Source organism: Pseudoclavibacter endophyticus (assembly GCF_008831085.1).
GTDB lineage: Bacteria > Actinomycetota > Actinomycetes > Actinomycetales > Microbacteriaceae > Pseudoclavibacter > Pseudoclavibacter endophyticus.
This window is the reverse complement of sequence record NZ_WBJY01000001.1, coordinates 1,445,348-1,464,896: the sequence shown is the minus strand read 5'-3', so window position 1 is coordinate 1,464,896 and position 19,549 is coordinate 1,445,348. Positions and strand designations below refer to the sequence as shown.

The window sequence follows — 19,549 nt, the reverse complement described above, 5'->3', positions numbered from 1 at the left end:
GAATGCCGTTGAAGAATGGGTGGATCGGCGCCGGCCGCGCGCTAGGCCGCGCTTTCGACGCGCAGCACGCCCTTGACGCGCTGGACCGCGTCGAGCGACTCGAGAGCGGCAACGACGGCCTGGAGTGAACGCTCTGTCGCCTGGTGCGTTCCGATGACCAGGGTAGCGCTCGCCTGCTCGCCGGCGGGTGTGTCCTCGGTGCTCTGCTCGAGCGCCTCGACGACGGGGACGGCGCCATCGCCCTGCTGGATCTGCAGCACGCTCACCTCGTGATCGCTGAAGACCCGGGCGATGCCCGCCAGCACCCCGAGCTCGTCACTCACATCGAGCGAGATGTGGTACCGCGTGACGACGTCGCCGATGTCGGCGACGCGCATGTCGGCGTGCATCGACTCGCGCAGGCCCGGCCCGCCGGAGATGCGTCGGCGCGCAGCCGAGACGACATCGCCGAGCACGGCCGACGACGTCTCGACACCGCCGGCGCCGGCGCCGTAGAACATGAGGCTCCCCGCCGAGGCGGCCTCGACGAAGATCGCGTTGTTGCCGCCGTGTACCGAGGCGAGCGGGTGCTGTGCGTGCACGAGCGCGGGATAGACGCGGGCCGAGACCGACTCGGTCGCGCCGTCGGCCGCCGTGATGCGCTCGCAGATCGCGAGCAGTTTGACCACGTAGCCGGCGGTGCGGGCCTCATCGATGAGCTCGGCCGTCACGCCCGTGATGCCCTCCCGATACACGCGCTCGACCGGAACGTGCGTGTGGAACGCGATCGAGGCGAGGATCGCCGCCTTCTGCTGCGCGTCGTATCCCTCGACGTCGGCCGTGGGGTCCGCCTCCGCGTACCCGAGGTCGGTCGCGACGGCGAGGGCCTCGTCGAGCGTTCCGCCGAGCGTGTGCATGCGGTCGAGGATAAAGTTGGTGGTGCCGTTGACGATGCCGAGAATGCGGTCGACACGGTCGCCCGCGAGGCTGTCGCGCAACGGCCGGATGATGGGAATCGCGCCCGCGACGGCGGCCTCGTAGTTGAGCTGGGCGCCGACGCGCTCGGCGATGTCGAAGAGCTCGAGCCCGTGGGTCGCGATGAGGGCTTTGTTCGCGGTGACCACGTCGGCGCCGCTACCGAGGGCGAGCGCGATGAGCTCGCGCGCGGGATCGATGCCGCCCATCAGCTCGACGACGAGATCTGCACCGAGGATCAGCGTCTTCGCATCGGTCGTGAACAGTTCCGCCGGGAGTTCGACATCGCGTTTGGCCTCGACATTGCGCACGGCGATGCCGACCAGCTCCAGCCGGGCACCGACGCGCAGCGCGAGTTCGTCGGCGTGGTCGAGCAGCGTGCGTGCCACCTGCGAGCCGACGGAGCCGGCCCCGAGGAGCGCGACGCGCACGGTTCGGTGTTGGTTCATGGTCAGTCCTCCATTGGTGGCAGATGCCTCTGGCCGCAGCGCTTCCCGCTCGTCGGCGCTCCTGGCGACAGGATGTCAGGCTCGGATGTCGCGGGCGGCGCCGGCACCGGGATCTCGGGCGAGCAAGTCGTCGATAGTCTCGGGGCGGATCAGCCACTCGACCTCGCCCTCGCGGAGGGCGAGCACCCCGGGGCGTTCCAGCCAGTTGTAGTTGCTCGCAAGCGAGAAGCAGTAGGCACCCGTCGCCGGCACGACCGCGAGGTCGCCCGGCCGCACATCGCCGGGCAGATAGTCGGCCAACACCACGAGGTCTCCGGACTCGCAGTGCTTGCCCGCGACCCGCACGAGGGCGGGCTTGGCATCCGTCGCCCTGTTCCCGAGTCGCACCGTGTAGTCGGCGTCGTAGAGTGCAGGTCTCACGTTGTCGCTCATGCCCCCGTCGACCGACACGTAGAGGCGTTCGGCCCACTCGCCCGTGCCGGTCTGCACCGTGACCGGCTTCGTCGTGCCGACCCTGTAGATGGTGAGCCCGGCGGGTCCGATGATGGCCCGGCCGGGTTCGAACGCGATCGTGGGCTGCTCGACGCCGAGACGAGCGCACTCGTCGGCGACGAATCGCGCGAGATCGTCGGCGATGCCTTCGATCGGGCGTGGGCGGTCGGCCGCGGTGTACGCGATGCCGAACCCCCCGCCGAGGTTGAGCTCGGGCACGTCCCCACCGGCGAGCAGCCGGGCGTGGGCCTCGAGCAGGCGTCGGGCCGATTCGCGGAAGCCCGCGCCGTCGAAGATCTGCGAGCCGATGTGCGTGTGCAGGCCGAGGAAACGAAGCGAGGCGTGCCCCCGTACGTCGGCGGCGACCGCGTCGACCTCGGCGAGCGGGATCCCGAACTTTTGATCTTCGTGCGCGGTCGCGAGGTAGGCGTGCGTCGATGCGTGCACGCCGGAGTTGACGCGGATGCGCACCGCCTGCACGCGGCCGGCGTCGGCGCTGATGCGTGCGAGCCGCGCGACCTCCTGCAGACTGTCGAGCACGATCGCGCCGACACCGGCCTCGACGGCGGCGCGCAGTTCTGCGTCTGACTTGTTGTTGCCATGGACGCCGATGCGGGCGGCCGGCATGCCGCCGCGCAGGGCGACAGCCAACTCGCCGCCAGAGGCGACATCGAGGTTCAGGCCGTCCTCGCGCATCCACCGGGCAATGCCCGTCGAGAGAAACGCCTTGCCGGCGTAGTACACGCGCGCAGTGCCACCCACTGCCGCGAACGCGCCCTCGAGCGCGGTCCGGATGCGCCTCGCGCGGCCACGGGCGTCGGCCTCGTCGACGACGTAGAGCGGCGTGCCGTAGCGTTCCGCGAGCTCGGTCGCTCGGTGCCCAGCGATGGTGAGGACACCGTCGTCGGCGCGCCCCGCCCCTGACGGCCACACATGCCGTGCAAGTTCATTCGCGTCGCCCGGCACCTCGAGCCACGGCGGGGCGAGCGGATTGGCGCGAGCGGACGATTCGGGGGCGAGCACCGGATCATCGTACCGGCCACTCGCCTCACGTCGTCGCGCCCGGCCTCAGCTCCGGAACTACGCGGCCGGTTCGAGGCAGTTCGCGATGCCGTTCAGGTTGTCGAGCGAGGCATCGCTCCCCGTCGCCGTCCATGCAAGGGCGACGCCGTCGGGTGTCACGGATGCTTCCGTCGCGGCCACGTCGATGGCACCGGCATTCGCGCACAGATCGATGCGCTCAGGGTCGCTTCCGCCCCAGTCGAGAGGCTCCTCGTCGCCCTCGAACAGCCACTTGTCACTCACGAGCTCGACGACCAGATCGCTCCCGTCGAGACGGAGCTCGTACTCGTACACGACGAGGATGCCGATGCTCTCGAGACTGCGGTCGCTGAGCGTCATCTGGCCGTCCCCGAGCTCGAGCTCGAAGTCGTCCCAGTACGTCTCATCGTCTGTGTAGTCACGCTCCAGCAGCCAGGCGCGCACTGGCTCGGCCGGCAGGTGCATCGCGTACTCGATCCGTTCCGTTTGCCCCGACAGGTCCGCAGGCACGCCGTATGCATGGAATGACGATGAGAAGGCCTCGCTCCCGAGCGACTGATCCATCCCGTCGATCGCGATGTGCTCGTAGGCGCCGCCGAGGTGCTGCACCAGATGGCTCGCCCCGTCGACGGTGACCCCATAGTCACCCTCGACCGTCTCGTCACCGAACGTGATCTCGACGGCCTCGGCTTTGGCCGCCAGCTGATCGGCCACGTTGCCGCGAGTGACGAACTCGCCGAGAACCACCCCCGCGACGAGCAGCACGATGAGCGCCACGGCGCCGAGGGCGATCCAAAGCGCGCGGCTCGGGCGCTTCTTCACACGTCGCGCCGCGCCGTCTCCCGGTGCGTCAGGCGCGTATGCGCTGGCGGTGCCGCCGGGAGCCGGTTGCGCGTACGGGCTCGACTGCTCGGTCGGGCCCCGCTGCACGTACGGACTCGACTGCGGATAGGGACGCGACTCGGGGTAGGGGTTCGACACCGGGTACGGGTTCGACTCCGGGTACGGGTTCGACTGCGCCCTCGGGTTCGACTCCGAGTACGGGTTCGACTGCGCGTACGCGTTCGACTGCGCGTACGGGGTCGACTGCGCGTACGAGTCCGACTGCGCGTGCGGACTCGACTGCGGGTACGGGCTCGACTGCGGGTATGGACGCGATTGCGGATACGGACTCGACTCCCGATACGGGCTCGACCGCGGGTATGGGCTGGACTCCGGGTACGGGCTCGACTGCGGGTACGGGCTCGGATGCACGTACGGACTCGTCGGGGAGCCCTGTACCGCGGGCGGTGAGTCAGGAGCCCGCGAGTCTTCAGGCGACGACCGCGCTGGCGGAACGCCGTAGGCCGCCGCCCGAGGAGGCGGAGCGCCGTCGGGCGACCGTCCGGAGTCCTCCGGCGGCTGCTGTCCGGGACTCCCCTGGTTTCCGGGGACTGGGGGCGTCGTCACACGAGGTCCGTTCTTTGCAGGGCTACACGCAGCCGGCGATGTCGCCGAGATTGTCGAGGGTCGCGCGCTCGCCGGTCACCGACCACACAAGCGTGACGCCGTCAGGCGAGATCGTCGCCTCCTTGGCTTCGCCCTCGAGGCCGTCCTGATCTTCGCACACGGGCATGGTCTGTGGCTCTTCTTCACCACTCTCGGAGACCGAACCGAAAATGTTGATCTTCGACGACATGACCTGCGAGACGAACTCGCCGTCCTCGACACGGATCTCGTAGACGAGCTCGTAGCTGATCTCGTAGCCGCCCGAGGAGTAGCTGTAGGAGGAGATGATCTGACCGTCGCCGAGCTCGACCGTGGACTCGCCCGCGCCCGCTTCGGCATCCGCGTCATCGTCCTCGGCCAGCAGTCCCTGAATGGCATCGACGGGCCGGTGCGAGTTGAACTCGATGCGTTCGGCGGGGCCCGAGAGGTCCGACGGCACGCCGTAAGCGTCGAAGCTCGAGGAATAGGGCTGTCCGTTGAGCGTTTGGTCAACGCCCGAGAAGGCGATGTGGTCGTACGATCCGCCCACCTGTTGCGACAGGAAGCTGAACCCGTCGACGCTCACGTCATAGGTCCCCTCGACCGTCGAGTCGCCATGCGAGATCGAGATGGCCTCCGCCTTGGCCTCGAGGTCTCCCGTGACGTTGCCGCGGGTGACGAACTCCGCGATGACCACACCGGCGACGAGGAGCACCACGAGCGCGGCGGCACCGAGGCTGATCCACAGCGCCATGCGCGGCTTCTTCGTCCCCGAGGCCGGCGCGCCCCCGGTCATTGCGCCGTATCCGGGCTGACCGAGGTTGCCCGGTTGCCCCGGCGCGCCGCTCGGCGCCTGCTGCCCGAACGGCTGCGGCGGGGCGCCCGGAGCGCTTCCCTGCGCGTATCCCGGCGTCGGCGAGCCGTACGAGCCCGGCTGCCCGTAGCCCGGCTGGCCGTACTGGCCCTGGCCCGGCTGCCCGAAGCTCGGCTGCCCGTACTGGCCCTGGCCCGGCTGCCCGTACCCGGGCTGAGTGTGGCCCGGCTGCCCGTACGCGGGCTGTCCGTGACCGCTCGTTTGCGCGTACCCGCTCGACTGGCCGTACCCACCGGTCGGTTGCCCGAACGAGGATTGTCCGGCACCCGGCTGGCCAGGGGCAGGCTGGCCGGCGGTCGCGCCGAAGCCCGCTCCGGGCTGTCCGTTCGGCTGCTGGGCCCATGGTGGTGGAGTGGTCATGGCCGTCCGATCGATGTGGGGGTCAGTCGTCTCGACTCGAGGGTGCGGATCGATACCGGATCCTCGGGCGCGCGGTGCGTCATCGCCGGGCGCATGTCGACCTCGACTCTCTCATCACGTCCACGCATCCGGCGACCACACACAGGTGTATTCGGCCCACCCGGCGTCACCCCCTCGTCGTAACCCGCGCGCCTGATCGCCTACCGGCAGGTGCCCCGATCAGCAATCGTGTCCTCGTCGAGCTCGATGCGGTTGGCGGTGATCGCGACCGTCACGCCGTCCTTCGCCACATCGATCCCCGTGAGGTGCACCTGCCCCGGCAAGTACTCGGCGGTGCACACAGGAACGGTGATCGCAGCGCCGCCGAGCACCGCCGCGGCATCCACATCGACGTCACCGCCGATGATGTCGACCTTGGTCGCCTGGATGACGAGGCGGTCGCCCTGCATGCCGACGGTCGCCTCGATGTCGACATCGACCTCCAGGCCGAGGATCGACATGGTGGTGGAGTAGGCCACGACGCCGTCGCCGAGCGTGACCCCGCCGGATGCCCCCGGAACGGGAACGAGCGCGTTGAGGGCGGCCTCCGAGATGTGCAGGTGGCCCTGAAGCTGCTCGGCCTGCAGCACGGGCACCGCCCCGTCGGTGAACGAGACGCCGTATGCGTCGACCCCGACCTCGACCGTCACGCCGAGCACCGTGAGGTCGTCGGTCATCAGCTCGAGGTGTTCGAGCGACCCCGTCGCAAGCTGCCACAGAGCGGAGAACCCGTGCACGCGAGCATCCACGTCGGCCGTGACACCGGGCGGCAGCGCCTCCTCCGCGGCCACCGCGACGCGCCACTGCATCACGAGGCGCACGCCAGTGTCGATGGCGACCAGCGCGGTCACGGCGAGCAGGAGTCCGATTGCCCATCGGATTCCCGGGTGCACGCGTCGCCGCGACTCGTTCGCGGCTCCAGGACCGCGCTCGCGTTGGTTCGGCGTCATGCCCTGACTCTCCCTCTGCGGTATGGGCCGTGCGCGTCGCTACATGCGTTCGGGGGCGCTCACGCCGAGCAGACCGAGCCCGTTGCGCAAGACGTTGCTCGTGGCGTCGTTGAGCCACCGGCGGGTGTGGTGCAGCGGCGTCACCGGCTCGCCGGCCCGCGGGATCACGCGACAGTTGTCGTACCAGCGGTTGTACAGGCCCGCGAGCTCTTCGAGGTACCGGGCGACTCGGTGCGGCTCGCGGAGCTCGGCGGCCTGCTCGACGATGCGCGGAAACTCCTGCAGCCCACCGAGCAGCGCCGACTCGGTGCCGTGGACGAGCAGCGCCGGATCGAAGTCGGCGTGACTGACTCCAGCCTGGTCGGCGTTCCGCTGCACCGCCGACGTGCGGGCGTGCGCGTACTGCACCGAGTAAACGGGGTTGTCGTTGGTGCGCGAAACGAGCAGGTCGAGGTCGATCTCGAGCGTCGTGTTGACCGACGAGCGCACGAGTGCGTAGCGCGCGGCGTCGACCCCGACCGCATCGACGAGGTCGTCAAGGGTGACGATGTTGCCCGCGCGTTTCGACATGCGCACCGGCTCACCGTCTTTTACGAGATTCACCATCTGGCCGATCAGTAACTGCAGGTTCACGTTGGGCGTGTCCCCGAACGCCTCGACCATCGCCATCATGCGGCCGACGTACCCGTGGTGGTCAGCCCCCAGCATGATGATGCACTCGTCGAAACCGCGCTCGCGCTTGTCGAGGTAGTAGCCGATGTCGCCGGACATATAGGTCGGTTCGCCGTTGGAGCGCACGAGGACGCGATCCTTGTCGTCGCCGAAGGTCGTCGTGCGCAGCCACGTGGCGCCGTCAGCCTCGAAAATGTGGCCGAGGTCGCGCAGCCGCTCGATCGCGCGGTCGACCGCCCCCGAGGCGTGCACGGTGTCCTCATGGAAGAAGACGTCGAAGTCGACGCCGAACTCGTGCAGCTTCTGCTGGATCTCGCCGAACATGAGCTCGACCCCGTCGCGACGGAATCGCTCCTGCAGGGCGGGCCGGTCGAGGCCGTCGAGTTCGGCACCGGCGGCTCGCGCGACGCGCTGAGCGATCTCGCCGATGTAGGCGCCGCCATAGCCGTCCTCCGGCGTGGGCTCGCCGAGGTGAGCGGCGACGAGCGACGACGCGAAGCGGTCGATCTGCGCGCCATGGTCGTTGAAGTAGTACTCCCGCGTCACCTCGCCGCCCGCCGCCTGCAGCACGCGCGCGAGGCTGTCGCCGACCGCCGCCCAGCGCACGCCGCCGAGATGGATCGGACCGGTGGGGTTCGCCGAGACGAACTCGAGGTTGATCGCGCGCCCGGCGAGCGAGGTCCCCCGCCCGTACGCGTCACCCTCGTCGACGATGCGTTTCGCGAGCACACCGGCCGCGGCAGGCTCGAGGGTGATGTTGATGAAGCCGGGACCCGCGACATCCGCGGCACGCACGAGGGGTGAGCTCGCGAGGTCCCCCGCGATGTCGCTCGCGAGGTCGCGGGGCGCGACGCCGACGCGCTTCGCGAAGCGCATCGCGACGTTCGACGACCAGTCGCCGTGCGCGCGGTTCTTCGGCCGCTCGAGCACGAGGTCGCTCTCGGTCACCTCGACGGTGTCGGTGGCGCCGCGCGCATCGAGCGCGGCGCGTACGGATGAGGCGAGCTGGTGCGTCAAGTCGGCTGAGGTCACGACGGCCCATCTTAGAGCGTCGGTGCCACCGCGGCTGACGGCGCGAGCGTCATCGTCCCCGGCGCGGGCGGACGAGGGACTACCGGAGCCGGACCCGCGCCTCGGGATCGTCAAGGGCGAAGTCGTCCGTCCAGGCGTTCACTTGCATCCCGTTCAACCGCACGCCCGAGAGCGTGCTGGTCATGAAGGCGGTATCGGCGGCGTCGCGCCCCGTCGCGATGCGCTGCATCAGGTGGCGGGGCGCCATGCGGGTCGCGTCGACGACGTACCACTCGCCGTCGACGCAGGCCTCGACCACCGCGTGGAAATCCATGGGAGTGAGACCCGCCGCGTAGACCGACACGAGACGAGCCGGCATGTCGCGTGCCCGGAGCATGGCGATCACGAGGTGGGCGTAGTCGCGGCACACGCCCTGCCGCTTCAGGTACGTCTCGCGAGCTCCGTCGGTTGGCAGGCTCGACCCCACGCGGTAGGTGAGCCACCCGGCAACCCAGTCGACGACGGCGTCGACCAACTCGAAGCCGCGCTTGGAACCGAAGAGTGAGGATGCGCTCGGCCCGAGCGCGTCGGACTCGCAATAGCGGGACGGCCGCGTGTAGAGGATGCGGTCGAGGTCGTCAGGCCTGTTCGGCTCGGCAAAACCGTCGACCTCGGCCGCGTAACGCACGTCGAGGCGCTTTACGGCAGTCTCGACCCGGTGCAGCCGGCACTCGGCGCGGTCGACGACCTCAGTGAAGGGCACGGGCTCGCCATCGCTCGTGATCGAGATCTCCTCGCTGGCGAGACTCGCGTGCGCGTGCGCCGCCACGGAGAACACGATGGTCGCCGGCTGGGCCAGCGTGAGGGTCAATGACGACTCGAGTCTGCGAAGCACGATGCAAAGTGTGCCAGCGTCCGATGAACTTTCGAGACGACGTGGAGATGAGCCACCTAGTCTGCGAAGACCGCACCCCGACACACCCACGAAAGGGGCCTTTATGACTGATGTCGCTTCTCAGGGGCCGACTCCGAACGAGGAAGACCGCCCCGTCCTGACCAACCGTCAGGGCCATCCCGTCTACGACAACCAGAACCAGCGAACCGTGGGCGCCCGCGGCCCGGCAACGCTGGAGAACTATCAGTTCCTCGAGAAGATCAGCCATTTCGATCGCGAACGGATTCCGGAACGCGTCGTCCACGCCCGTGGAGCCGTGGCCTACGGCCACTTCGAGGCGACCGGCACCTGGGGGGACGAGCCGATCTCGAAGTACACGCGCGCCAAGCTGTTCGCCGAGCCCGGCATGAAGACGGACCTCGCGATCCGCTTCTCAACCGTCATCGGCGGGCGCGACTCGTCGGAGGCCGCGCGCGATCCGCGCGGCTTCGCGGTGAAGTTCTACACCGAGGACGGAAACTGGGATCTGGTGGGCAACAATCTCGCGGTGTTCTTCATCCGCGACGCGATCAAATTTCCCGACGTGATTCACGCACTGAAGCCGGATCCCGTGACATTCCGTCAGGAACCCGCGCGCATCTTCGACTTCATGTCGCAGACGCCTGAGTCAATGCACATGATCGTCAACCTCTTCAGTCCCCGCGGCATCCCGGCCAACTACCGCACGATGCAGGGCTTCGGTGTCAACACCTATAAGTGGGTGAACGCACAGGGCGAGACGCACCTCGTGAAGTACCACTGGATTCCACGCGCAGGCGTGAAGAGCCTGACCGAGTCGGACGCCGCGAACATCCAGGCCGCTGAGCTGGGGCATGCGTCGAAGGACCTGTACGAGTCCATCGAGCGCGGGGACTACCCGCAGTGGGACCTGTACGTTCAGCTCATGAGCGATGACGAGCATCCCGAACTCGACTTCGATCCGCTCGACGACACCAAGGTGTGGCCCGAGAACGAGTTCGAGCCCAAGCTCGTCGGCACGATGACGCTGACGAGCAACGTATCGGATCACCACAACGAGAGCGAGCAGATCGCCTTCGGTACTGGCGTCCTGGTCGACGGCCTCGACTTCTCTGACGACAAGATGCTCGTGGGCCGCACGTTCTCGTACTCGGACACGCAGCGTTACCGCGTTGGACCGAATTACCTCCAGCTCCCCGTAAACAGCCCGAAGAACGCCCGCGTTGCCACCAATCAACGCGGCGGCGAGATGTCGTACGGAGTCGACCTCGGGGACGGGCAGAACCCGCACGTCAACTACGAGCCATCCATCACCGGCGGGTTGCGCGAGGCGCAGTACCCGACGCATGACGAGGAGGGGCCCGAGATCCGCGGGCGTCTCACGCGCAAGCGAATCCCCCGAACGAACGACTACACGCAGGCGGGCCAGCGTTACCAGCTCATGGAGCAATGGGAGAAGGACGACCTCGTGGCGAACTTCGTCGGGCTCATCAGCGAGGCCGCCCGTCCGGTGCAGGAGCGGATGGTGTGGCATTTCCTGATGGTGGATGACGAGCTGGGCCTTCGGGTCGGCGAGGGCCTCGGCATCTCGGTCGATGACGTCAAGCACCTCGAGCCGTTGCAGAGCCAAACGCTCAGCGAGGAGGAGCTGCAGCGCCTCGCGAACCTCGGCAACAACGGACCGCGCGATGTGACGGGGCTCAAGATGACCCACGTCGTCCCGAACGAGCGCGTCGTCGTCGAACGCTGATGCGTCGACGGATGTCCTGACCGCGGACGCCACGCGGAACGCCCGGGAGCACCGCTTCCGGGCGTTCCTTCGTGGTCGGCGCGCAATGGCACGACCGGGCCAGGGCATGGCCGATCACGCACCCGTCGGATCCCACTGACGCCCCGACGTGTCCGGACGCCATGTCTTGGCTGCGAATGCGTACAAGACCCGAGCCTCGGCCTTTGATACTTCGGGCCAAGCCTTCGGGCCTTGGTGTGGTGCCCCCGACAGGAGTCGAACCTGCGACCTACGGTACCGGAAACCGGCGCTCTATCCACTGAGCTACGGAGGCTAACGACCGGCAAGCCTAGCAGGTGCCCGACGGTTCCCGGCGGCGCTCGTCGGCCGTGTGCCCGCGCCGTCGCTGCGGACGCCCACTGATCAGCGCGCCGGAAGGCTCAACCGCGCGCCGACGCTGCTTCGAGCGGATCGGTGACGCCCTCGCGCCGACGCAGCTCGATCACGATCCGGTCGAGGAACTCGTCGACCTCGGGCGCGTCGTACCCAACGCGGAACCGCGACGGCGTGAAGCGCACGTTGATGACCTCTTCCGAGTTCACTCCACCGGCTTCGAGATGATCACCCGTCTCAAGGCGGCGCAGGGCGGCCGTCAGCTTTTCGAGGAACGTGTCGACCTCGCGCTGGTCGTAGCCCGCGCCGAATCGTGTCGTGCTGAATCGCTGGTTGACGATGTCGTCGCTGCGCATCTGCCGTTCCTCCTCACACTCCGAATCGCCCTGTAGCACCTCCATTGTACGAACTGACAGGGACGCTGTGAACGTCGCCGCGCGCGGTTCGCCGATAGCTCACCGATCGTTCACACAAGCCGCTCACGGGCTTTCCCCGACGAGTCCTCCCTGCTCCCAGTCTTTGTTCAGTAGCGTTGACTGGCGCCCGGAATGGCGCGTGAATGGGGGCCGACGGTGCGACGACTCTTGGTGGCGGTCATCGCCGCGTTTGCGATGGTGTTCGGATCCGCCGTCCCGGCGGCGTTCGCGACCAGCCCGCTCACCGCGACCGGCATCGTCACCGACGCCACCGGCACGCTGTCGTCCGGCGACGTCGACCGCATCGAAGAGGCGGTGGACGCCCTCCGGGCCGAGGACGGCGTGACCATGCATCTGGTGGTCGTCAACGAGTTCGCGAACCCCTCCGACGGATTCGAATGGGCGACGAAGTTCGCCGAGCGGAATCAGTTCGTCTCGACCGACATCGTCATGTATGTCGGGCTCGCGTCGCTCGAGGCCGGTCTCAATGTCGCCCGCGACCTCGAGCTCACGAACGCCGACATCGACGAGATACAAAATCGCGACATGATTCCGCGCCTCAACGACGGCGACCTCGCGGGAGCGGCCGTCGCGACCGCCGACGGACTGCGCACGACGCTCGGCGACGTCGGCACCGACGCCGACGAGGCGGAAGCGCCCGCGGGGTCAACAGGCGGCGGGAGCATCTCCGGCTTCCTCGTGATCCTCGGCCTCATCGGCCTCATCGTCGTCGGCCTCATCGTCTACTTCATCGTGAAGCGCGCCCGAGACAACGCCCGCAGGAAGGCCGAGGAAGCCGAGAAGCGGCAGTCGATCGAGGCGCTCATCACGCAGGCGTCAGCCCAGCTGGTACAAACGGACGACCTGGTGAAGACCGCCGAGCAGGACGCCGCGTTCGCCGAGGCGGAGTTCGGTGCCGAGGCCGCGGCGCCGTTCCGCAACGCCATCGAGGTGGCGAAGCAGCGCACGAGGCACGCGTTCGAGCTGCAGGCGAAACTGCTCGACCACATCCCCGACTCCGACAATGATCGGAGTGCATGGAGCAGCGAGATCTTGACCCTCACTGAGCAGGCTCGCGACGAGCTCGCCGCGCAGGCGCAGCGGTTCGAGGAACTCAGGGCGATGGAGCGCGACGCGCCGAAGTTGCTCGAGCGGGTGACGGACGACGCGGAGGCCCTCAAAGCGAGGCTCGACTCGTCGGGCGCGGCCCTCGACGCGCTCCGCGACCGCTACGCACCCCAAGCACTCGCCGCCGTCGACGACTCGATCGAGCAGGCCGACGCGCTGGTGCAGCTCGCCATCGGCGAAGCACAAGAGGCCGGCGAGCTGCTTCGCGCGGGAAAGTCCGGCCTCGCGGCCGTCGACATCGGCGACGCGCAGGAGGCGCTCGCGCAGGGGGCGCAACTGCTCGATGCGATCGAGCGCACGCGACACGATCTCGAGAACGCGACCGCGAGCATCCGGGCCGAGATCGACGACCTGAAGGCGGCCGCCAACCAGTTGCAGATGATCGATGTCGGCGACGCGATGGATACGCGCAACCGCACCGAGATCGCAGCGGCCATGCAGGTCGCGGCGACGGCGCAGCGCGAGGGAGACAACCCCCGCGACCCGCTCGCCACCCTCGAGGTGCTGCGCGAGGCCGGGGCCAAGCTCGACGACGCCCTCCGAGAAACCAGCGACGAGCACGCACGTCTCGAAGGCGTGCGACGCCGTCTGGAACGCGCCATCCCGCAGGCCACCGCTCAGGTCCGTTCCCTCAGCGACTACATCCAGACCCACCGCGGCGCGCTCAGCGCCACGCCGCGCACGCGACTCTCGCAGGCGGAGAGCGAGCTCAGCCGCGCGAACCGGCTGACGGTCGACGACCCCGACGCGGCCCTCGCGGCCGTCAACCAGTCGATCAAGCTCAGCTCGAACGGCACGCAGATCGCGTCGGGCGAGGTCGGCCGCGCGCGAGAAAACGCGTTCGCCGGCTACGGCGGCGCGGGCTACGGCGATAACGGCTACGGCGGGGGCGCGTACCACGGACGCCGCTCGTATGGAAGCGGCTCGTCGATGGGAGATGCCGTCATCGGCGGCATCATCGGCGGGCTCATCTCCGGCGGGGGTCGTTCCGGCGGGTCGAGCGGCTTCGGCGGCAGCAGCTTCCGCGGCGGCGGGGGCGGCTTCCGCTCCTCCGGCGGATTCCGGGGCGGCGGCGGGGGCGGCTTCCGCTCCTCCGGCGGATTCCGGGGCGGCGGCGGGGGCCGCCGCTGACGCCGGCCGAGCCGCGCCCCGCCCATCAGCACCCACGACCAACACCGAAACCGATCGCCCCGCGGGGCGCACACCAGAAGGAACGGGAACATGTCGAACAAGCAGTCGATCTTCGGTCGCATCAGCCAGCTCGTGCGTGCCAACCTCAACGCGCTCATCGATCAGGCCGAAGACCCCGAGAAGATGATCGACCAACTCATCCGCGACTTCACCGTCAACATCCAGGAGGCCGAAGCCGCGACGGCGCAGACGATCGGCAACCTGCGGATGCTCGAGGACGACCACAGGGAAGACCTCAACGCGGCCCAGGAGTGGGGGCGCAAGGCGATCGTCGCCAGTCAGCGCGCCGACGAGTTCCGTCAGCAGGGCAACGAGTCCGAGGCGAAGCGCTTCGACGACCTCGCCAAGGTCGCGCTGTCCCGCCAGATCACGTCGGAGCAGGAGGCCGCGTCCGCCGAGCCGCAGATCCAGGCGCAGACCGAGGTCGTCGCCAAACTCAAGGACGGTGTCGGCACCATGCGGGAGCGGCTGCACCAGCTCACGCAGAAGCGCAACGAGCTCGCCGCCCGGGCGAAGACCGCCAACGCGCAGGTCAAGGTGCACGAGGCGCTCGGCTCGATCAACGTCATGGATCCGACGAGCGAGCTCGGTCGCTTCGAGGATCAGGTGCGCCGACAGGAGGCCCTCGCACGAGGCCAGCAGGAGCTCTCCGCCTCGAGTCTCGACTCGCAGTTCGCCGAGCTCGAGGACCTCGGGCAGCTGTCGGAGGTGGAGCTCCGACTTGCGGCACTCAAGTCGGGCGGCCAGTCGAATCCGTACCAACAGCTCACCGACGGTGACGCGACGGCGTAACGGCGAGGGAGCGCCCGGGGTTGCCGCCGAGTACCGCAGAGCATCGGAGCCAGCGCATGCGTGACGCCCTCGAGCGCGTCTTCCTCGACTCGCCCGTCTCACGCTTTGGCGCGTACGTCGCGACCTGCGTCGGTCTCGCGATCGGCGTGCCACTCTCGGTCGGGCGCATCGAGGTGCACGACGGCCTGATCGTGTGCCGCGGCCTTCCGACGTTCGCGTTCCGGCGCGGCGGCACGTGCGTCGGGTACGTCTACCTCACGCGCGACGTCGTGAACGCGCGCGTGCTCCGCCACGAACGGGTGCACGTGCGACAGTGGCGACGTTACGGGCTGCTGTTTCCCGTGCTGTATTGGGCATCGGGCATCAACCCGCTCACGAACCGTTTCGAGATCGAGGCCGGTCTGGAGGACGGTGGCTACGTGCGTCCTCAATCGATGGGTGGCCGTCGCGCTCCCCAGGCACGGCGAGCCTCGAGCCAGGCCGAGAGCCGCAGCAGCACGTCCTCCCGTCCGGGGCGACCGATCGCCTGAACGCCGACGGGCAACCGCGTGCCATCGGGTGCGGCCTCGCTCATTACCGGCATGGTGATCGCCGGAAGTCCCGTCGCGTTCACGTAGGACGTGAACGGGGTGTATTGCACCTGCTGGGCGAAGTTGTGCTCGCCGTCGTCCGGGTCGAACCAGCCGATCTTCCTCGGGGACATCGCGAGGGCGGGCGTGAGCACCGCATCGAAGCCGCGGTAGGCGGCGATCACGCGACGCTCGAAGTCGGCGAGGTAGGCGATCCCTCGGGAGAGCTCCGCGACGGGCAGGTCCCGGCCCGTGCGAACGAGCCACGACGTGAGCGGCTCGACCAGCTCGAGACGGGGCCCGTCGAGTGGCAGGGCGGCCGCGCCGCCGCGCCACACTGCCCGGAAGGCCGAGGCGAACCCGGTCCCGTCGACGACCCCCTCGCGCGTCGCGTCGAACGCCCGGACTCCATGAGCTGACGAGTCGGCGATGCCGCCCGGGAGACGGACCACCTCGTGCCCCGCCGCCTCGAGCTCGCCCGCCGTCGCTTCGAGCGCCCGCAACTGGGCATCCTCGACCGCGAGGTCGTAGCGTTCGGCCCACGGCGACCACGTCGAGACGCCGACGCGAAGGCGCTCGAGTCCCCCCGCGGCATCCGGCGGCCACTCGAAGGCGCGCATCGCGAGGTCCTCGGCATACGATCGCGCCGGCGCCGTTCCGCCCGTTCGCGAGACCGAGAGCGTGTGGGGCCAGTCGTCGGCCGTCACCAGCATCGCGTCGAGCAGGAGGGCCGCGTCGGCCGTCGTGCGGGCGAGCGGCCCCGCGACCGGAAGGCCCGCGAGCGCGTCGACGCCCGAGCCTCCCGGCACTCGGCCGCGCGACGGCTTGAGTCCGACGAGCCCGCACGCGGCGGCAGGAATACGCACCGACCCACCACCGTCGGAGCCCGGTGCGAGCGGCAACAGGCGTGCCGCGACCGCAACCGCGGCGCCCCCCGACGATCCACCCGGCCCCCTCTCGGGGTCCCAGGGGTTTCGCGCGGGTGCTCCGAGGCCGTTTTCGGTGTAGCAGGGGAATCCGAACTCCGGCGTATTGGTCTTGCCGAGCGATACCCCGCCCGCCGCGTCGAGGTCGAGCGCGAGTCGGGCCGAGACCTCGGGGACGAAACCCGCCATGGCTCGAGAACCATACGAGGAGGCCACACCCGCGCGATCGGTGAGGTCTTTGTCGCCGAACGGCAGGCCGAGCAGTGGCCGTCGGCGCCGCAGCGCGGCCCCGACGTCGACGCCCCGCCCGCGAGCGATCCCCGAGTCCGCACGAGCGGCCTCCGCGTCGCGCGCCAGCTCCGCATCCGCCCAGGTCGCCCGCTCGAGCGCGCGTTCCGGTGTGAGCGTCAGGAACGCGCGCGCGGCCTCGTTGCGGGCAGCGATGCGCTCCAGCAGGTGTGCGGTCAGCGCGACGCTGCTCAGCTCCCCGGCGCGCAGTTGCTGCGCGAGCTCGGTGGCAGTGCGCTCGTGCAGCGGCGTTGTCGCCTCCGCCGAGTCCGCCGCGTCGGCGTGATCGTGATCCCGGTCCTGATGCATCCCTGCAGTCCTCTCTCGGCCGTCACGGGCTCGCGGTGGCGTGCCCCGTGGGCGGGTCGACTCGCCAATCGATCGACTCGGCACCCTGCGCCTCGAGCGACCTATTGGCGTGGCTGAACGGGCGAGACCCGAAGAAGCCGCGAGCGGCGGAGAGCGGGCTCGGATGCGGCGAGCGGATCGAGGCGACCTGCCCGAGCATGGGCACGAGGCCTGCGGCGTCCCTGCCCCACAGCAGCGCGACGAGCGGCCCGCCCCTTGCCACGAGGGCACGGATCGCCGCCTCGGTGACGCGCTCCCACCCGCGCCCGCGGTGCGAGCCGGGGGCGCCGGGACGAACCGTGAGCACGCGGTTGAGCAGCAGCACGCCCTGATCGCTCCACCGCGAGAGGTCGCCGTGGGCGGCGGGCTCGATGCCAAGGTCGTCGTGGAGCTCGCGGTAGATGTTGGCGAGGCTTCGCGGGATCGGCCGCACGTCTCGGGAGGTGGCGAACGACAGACCGATGGGATGCCCGATCGTCGGGTACGGGTCCTGACCGACGATGAGCACCCGCACGTCGGCGAGGGGTCGCTGGAATGCCCGCAGCACGTGCTCGCCGGCGGGCAGATACCCGTGACCGGCCGCGACCTCAGCGCGCAGGAACTCCCCCAGCGCGGAAATGTCGTCCTGGACGGGCGAGAGCGCCTGCGCCCAGCCCGCGTCGATCACGCCCGCGTCCACGAGTTCGGAAAGGGGCCGTGCGCCCATCAGACGCGCACCGTGCCAACGTTGACGCCGCGCTCACCAGGCATGATCTGCCAGAGGCTTCCCGTGCCGATCATGCCGAGATCGCCGGGCTTGATGACCACGGCAGTGTCCTCGTCGATCGCGATCGCCGCATCGACGAGGCCCGACTCGACCGCGGCGATCGCGCGGCCGAGCGTGCCCTGCCCCGACGCCCGCACCTCGATCGTGAGGTCGACCAGCCCGAGCCCCGCCTCGATCTCGATCTCCCGAGGGCCGGTGTCGTCGGCGTCGAGCGGGCAGACGGGGACACCGCCGATCTCGGTACCGCCGACGATGGCCTTCGTGGCGGCGATGGCGGCACCGGCGCCGTGCCCGTAATACGCGACGCCCTCGGTGACGAGTCGTCGCACGTCGACTGCCCTGCCGCCGAGCGCGCAGAGGTAGTCGAACGCCACGCCGTCGCCGACGACCAGGCCGTCGATCGCGAGCAGCGGCTTCACGTCGAGCGCCTCGGTCGCCGGTTCGCGGTGCCGGCGAGGGTAGACGATCGTTCGAATCTCGAGCGCGAGCTCACCCGCGGCGCTCCCGTCGACGGGGTCGCCTTCCGGCTCGGCCGCCGCGGCACGCACGTCGCCCTCGACGGCCTCAAGCCGGACGCGCCACTCGGCGGCCTGCTGTGCGGCGCGGCGCTCGGGCCCCGCGACCACGACGGCGATGCGTGCGGCGGACTTCTCGGCGGCGACGGCGTGCGCGCGCGCGAAGCTCACGAACCTGGCGATCGATGCGGCAATGCCGTCGCCCGTGAGACCGAGCGTGTCCTCGGCATCCACGTCCGGGTCGATCCGCGCAAGTCCGCCGCCCGAAAGCACGATCGTCACGACCGCTCCCCCTCCACGCGCACCGCGAGGGGCCCCCGGTGCAGCACGTGTTGTGCCGCCTGAGCCACAGGGCGCAGCTCGACGCGGTTGAGCACAACGTGCCCGGGCAGCTCGAGCGCAACCGCGATGGTCACTGCCACGTCGCCCGCGGTCAGCGGATGGTCAACGCCCCGATACACCTCCTCCGCGGCGGCATCATCGCCGCGGTACCGCACCCGCGCGAACTCGTCGGTGTGCACGAGCCCGGGCGCGATGTCGATGACGCGGATCGGCTCGCCCACGAGCTCGAGGCGCATGACCTCGAGCAGCGCCGCCTCGCCAGCCTTGGCGGCGTTGTACCCGCCGCCACCCTGGTAGCGCACCGTTGCGGCGGTGGACGTGACCGCCGCGACGTCGGCGTGGACGAACCCCGCGGCGTCGGCGGTCGCTCCCGCCCGCAGCACCGGCAGCACCTGCTCGAGGAGCCGCTTTGTCGCCAGCACGTTGGTCTCGTACATCACCCGCCAGTCGTCGAGCAATCCCTGCTCGACGCTCTCCGCGCCGATCGCTCCGCCCGCGACGTGCACGAGGGCCTGCAGCCCGCCGTCGAGTGCAGCGACCCGCTCAACGAGCCGAGTGACGTCGTCGTCGCTCGTGAGGTCGGCCGCGACCGCCGTCATGCCGGTCTCGGCCGCCAACCGCTCGAGCCTGTCGGCCCGGCGAGCCGTGCCGACGACGTTCCACCCCCGCTTCGCGAGTTCGCGCGCCGTCGCGGCGCCGATGCCACTGGATGCGCCCGTCACGAGCGCGCGTCGGGGTGCTGAATGCGTCATGACTCCCATGCTGGCACGACGGCGCCGCACACGCCGAGGCCCCGACCGGTGGCGCGCCGTGCCGACTCGCGACCCGATGCGGGTCTCGTGCGTGACGCCGTGTTCCGCCCGCGGTTGCCACCGGATGTCGCGACCGACAGACTTGGCGGTGCGCTCGCGTCCCCGCACCCGT

General features: G+C 69.6%; 15 protein-coding genes, 1 tRNA gene and 1 pseudogene. 4 read left to right on the top strand and 13 right to left on the bottom strand.

The window, feature by feature from the left end:
* Positions 1 to 41: 41 nt before the first annotated feature.
* The 7 genes from F8O04_RS06540 to F8O04_RS06510 all read right to left on the bottom strand — a co-directional run bounded on the left by F8O04_RS06540 (position 42) and on the right by F8O04_RS06510 (position 9,204).
* Positions 42 to 1,403 carry a homoserine dehydrogenase gene (locus tag F8O04_RS06540; protein ID WP_158028464.1) on the bottom strand — a complete coding sequence of 454 codons (1,362 nt, stop codon included), beginning with the start codon at positions 1,401 to 1,403 and terminating at the stop codon, positions 42 to 44.
* A gap of 75 nt (positions 1,404 to 1,478) precedes the next feature.
* Complete coding sequence (lysA, locus tag F8O04_RS06535) at positions 1,479 to 2,918, bottom strand: diaminopimelate decarboxylase (protein ID WP_158028463.1); 1,440 nt, start codon at positions 2,916 to 2,918, stop codon at positions 1,479 to 1,481.
* A gap of 57 nt (positions 2,919 to 2,975) precedes the next feature.
* Positions 2,976 to 4,190, bottom strand: coding sequence for an LmeA family phospholipid-binding protein (locus tag F8O04_RS06530; protein ID WP_158028462.1), 1,215 nt, complete (start codon positions 4,188 to 4,190; stop codon positions 2,976 to 2,978).
* A gap of 217 nt (positions 4,191 to 4,407) precedes the next feature.
* Positions 4,408 to 5,637 carry a hypothetical protein gene (locus F8O04_RS14780; RefSeq protein ID WP_188726231.1) on the bottom strand — a complete coding sequence of 410 codons (1,230 nt, stop codon included), beginning with the start codon at positions 5,635 to 5,637 and terminating at the stop codon, positions 4,408 to 4,410.
* A gap of 200 nt (positions 5,638 to 5,837) precedes the next feature.
* Positions 5,838 to 6,626 carry an LmeA family phospholipid-binding protein gene (locus tag F8O04_RS06520; protein ID WP_158028461.1) on the bottom strand — a complete coding sequence of 263 codons (789 nt, stop codon included), beginning with the start codon at positions 6,624 to 6,626 and terminating at the stop codon, positions 5,838 to 5,840.
* Between the two features lie 39 nt (positions 6,627 to 6,665).
* Positions 6,666 to 8,330, bottom strand: a complete 1,665-nt coding sequence (argS, locus tag F8O04_RS06515) for an arginine--tRNA ligase (protein WP_158028460.1) — start codon at positions 8,328 to 8,330, stop codon at positions 6,666 to 6,668.
* 79 nt (positions 8,331 to 8,409) lie between these two features.
* Positions 8,410 to 9,204, bottom strand: coding sequence for a transglutaminase-like domain-containing protein (locus F8O04_RS06510; protein ID WP_158028459.1), 795 nt, complete (start codon positions 9,202 to 9,204; stop codon positions 8,410 to 8,412).
* A 103-nt stretch (positions 9,205 to 9,307) separates the two neighbouring features.
* On the opposite strand from F8O04_RS06510, the gene F8O04_RS06505 reads away from it, so the two are divergent.
* Positions 9,308 to 10,972 carry a catalase gene (locus tag F8O04_RS06505; protein WP_158028458.1) on the top strand — a complete coding sequence of 555 codons (1,665 nt, stop codon included), beginning with the start codon at positions 9,308 to 9,310 and terminating at the stop codon, positions 10,970 to 10,972.
* Between the two features lie 237 nt (positions 10,973 to 11,209).
* On the opposite strand, the gene F8O04_RS06500 is transcribed toward F8O04_RS06505, so the two are convergent.
* Positions 11,210 to 11,285: transfer RNA gene (locus F8O04_RS06500), tRNA-Arg, on the bottom strand.
* 106 nt (positions 11,286 to 11,391) lie between these two features.
* Complete coding sequence (locus F8O04_RS15275; protein WP_188726453.1) at positions 11,392 to 11,700, bottom strand: DivIVA domain-containing protein; 309 nt, start codon at positions 11,698 to 11,700, stop codon at positions 11,392 to 11,394.
* 216 nt (positions 11,701 to 11,916) lie between these two features.
* On the opposite strand from F8O04_RS15275, the gene F8O04_RS06490 reads away from it, so the two are divergent.
* From F8O04_RS06490 to F8O04_RS06480, 3 genes and pseudogenes are all read left to right on the top strand, one after another.
* Entirely contained in the window at positions 11,917 to 14,019 is a 2,103-nt protein-coding gene (locus F8O04_RS06490; protein WP_188726232.1) for a TPM domain-containing protein, read from the top strand.
* Positions 14,020 to 14,109: 90 nt separating this feature from the next.
* A complete protein-coding gene (locus tag F8O04_RS06485; RefSeq protein WP_158028455.1) occupies positions 14,110 to 14,871 on the top strand; it encodes a PspA/IM30 family protein in 762 nt (253 codons plus the stop codon).
* Positions 14,872 to 14,927: 56 nt separating this feature from the next.
* Positions 14,928 to 15,290 (top strand): annotated as a pseudogene (locus tag F8O04_RS06480) (Fe-S oxidoreductase); the annotation flags it as partial.
* A gap of 8 nt (positions 15,291 to 15,298) precedes the next feature.
* On the opposite strand, the gene F8O04_RS06475 reads toward F8O04_RS06480, so the two are convergent.
* From F8O04_RS06475 to F8O04_RS06460, 4 genes are read right to left on the bottom strand one after another with little or no spacing between them, the layout of a single operon-like run.
* Positions 15,299 to 16,963, bottom strand: coding sequence for an amidase (locus tag F8O04_RS06475; protein WP_158028454.1), 1,665 nt, complete (start codon positions 16,961 to 16,963; stop codon positions 15,299 to 15,301).
* A gap of 22 nt (positions 16,964 to 16,985) precedes the next feature.
* Positions 16,986 to 17,708, bottom strand: coding sequence for a uracil-DNA glycosylase (locus F8O04_RS06470; protein WP_158028453.1), 723 nt, complete (start codon positions 17,706 to 17,708; stop codon positions 16,986 to 16,988).
* Entirely contained in the window at positions 17,708 to 18,565 is an 858-nt protein-coding gene (locus tag F8O04_RS06465; protein ID WP_158028452.1) for a type 1 glutamine amidotransferase family protein, read from the bottom strand. The genes F8O04_RS06470 and F8O04_RS06465 overlap by 1 nt, the downstream gene beginning before the upstream one ends.
* Positions 18,562 to 19,377, bottom strand: a complete 816-nt coding sequence (locus tag F8O04_RS06460; RefSeq protein WP_158028451.1) for an SDR family NAD(P)-dependent oxidoreductase — start codon at positions 19,375 to 19,377, stop codon at positions 18,562 to 18,564. Before F8O04_RS06460 ends, F8O04_RS06465 begins: the two co-directional genes overlap by 4 nt.
* Between the last annotated feature and the right edge of the window lie 172 nt (positions 19,378 to 19,549).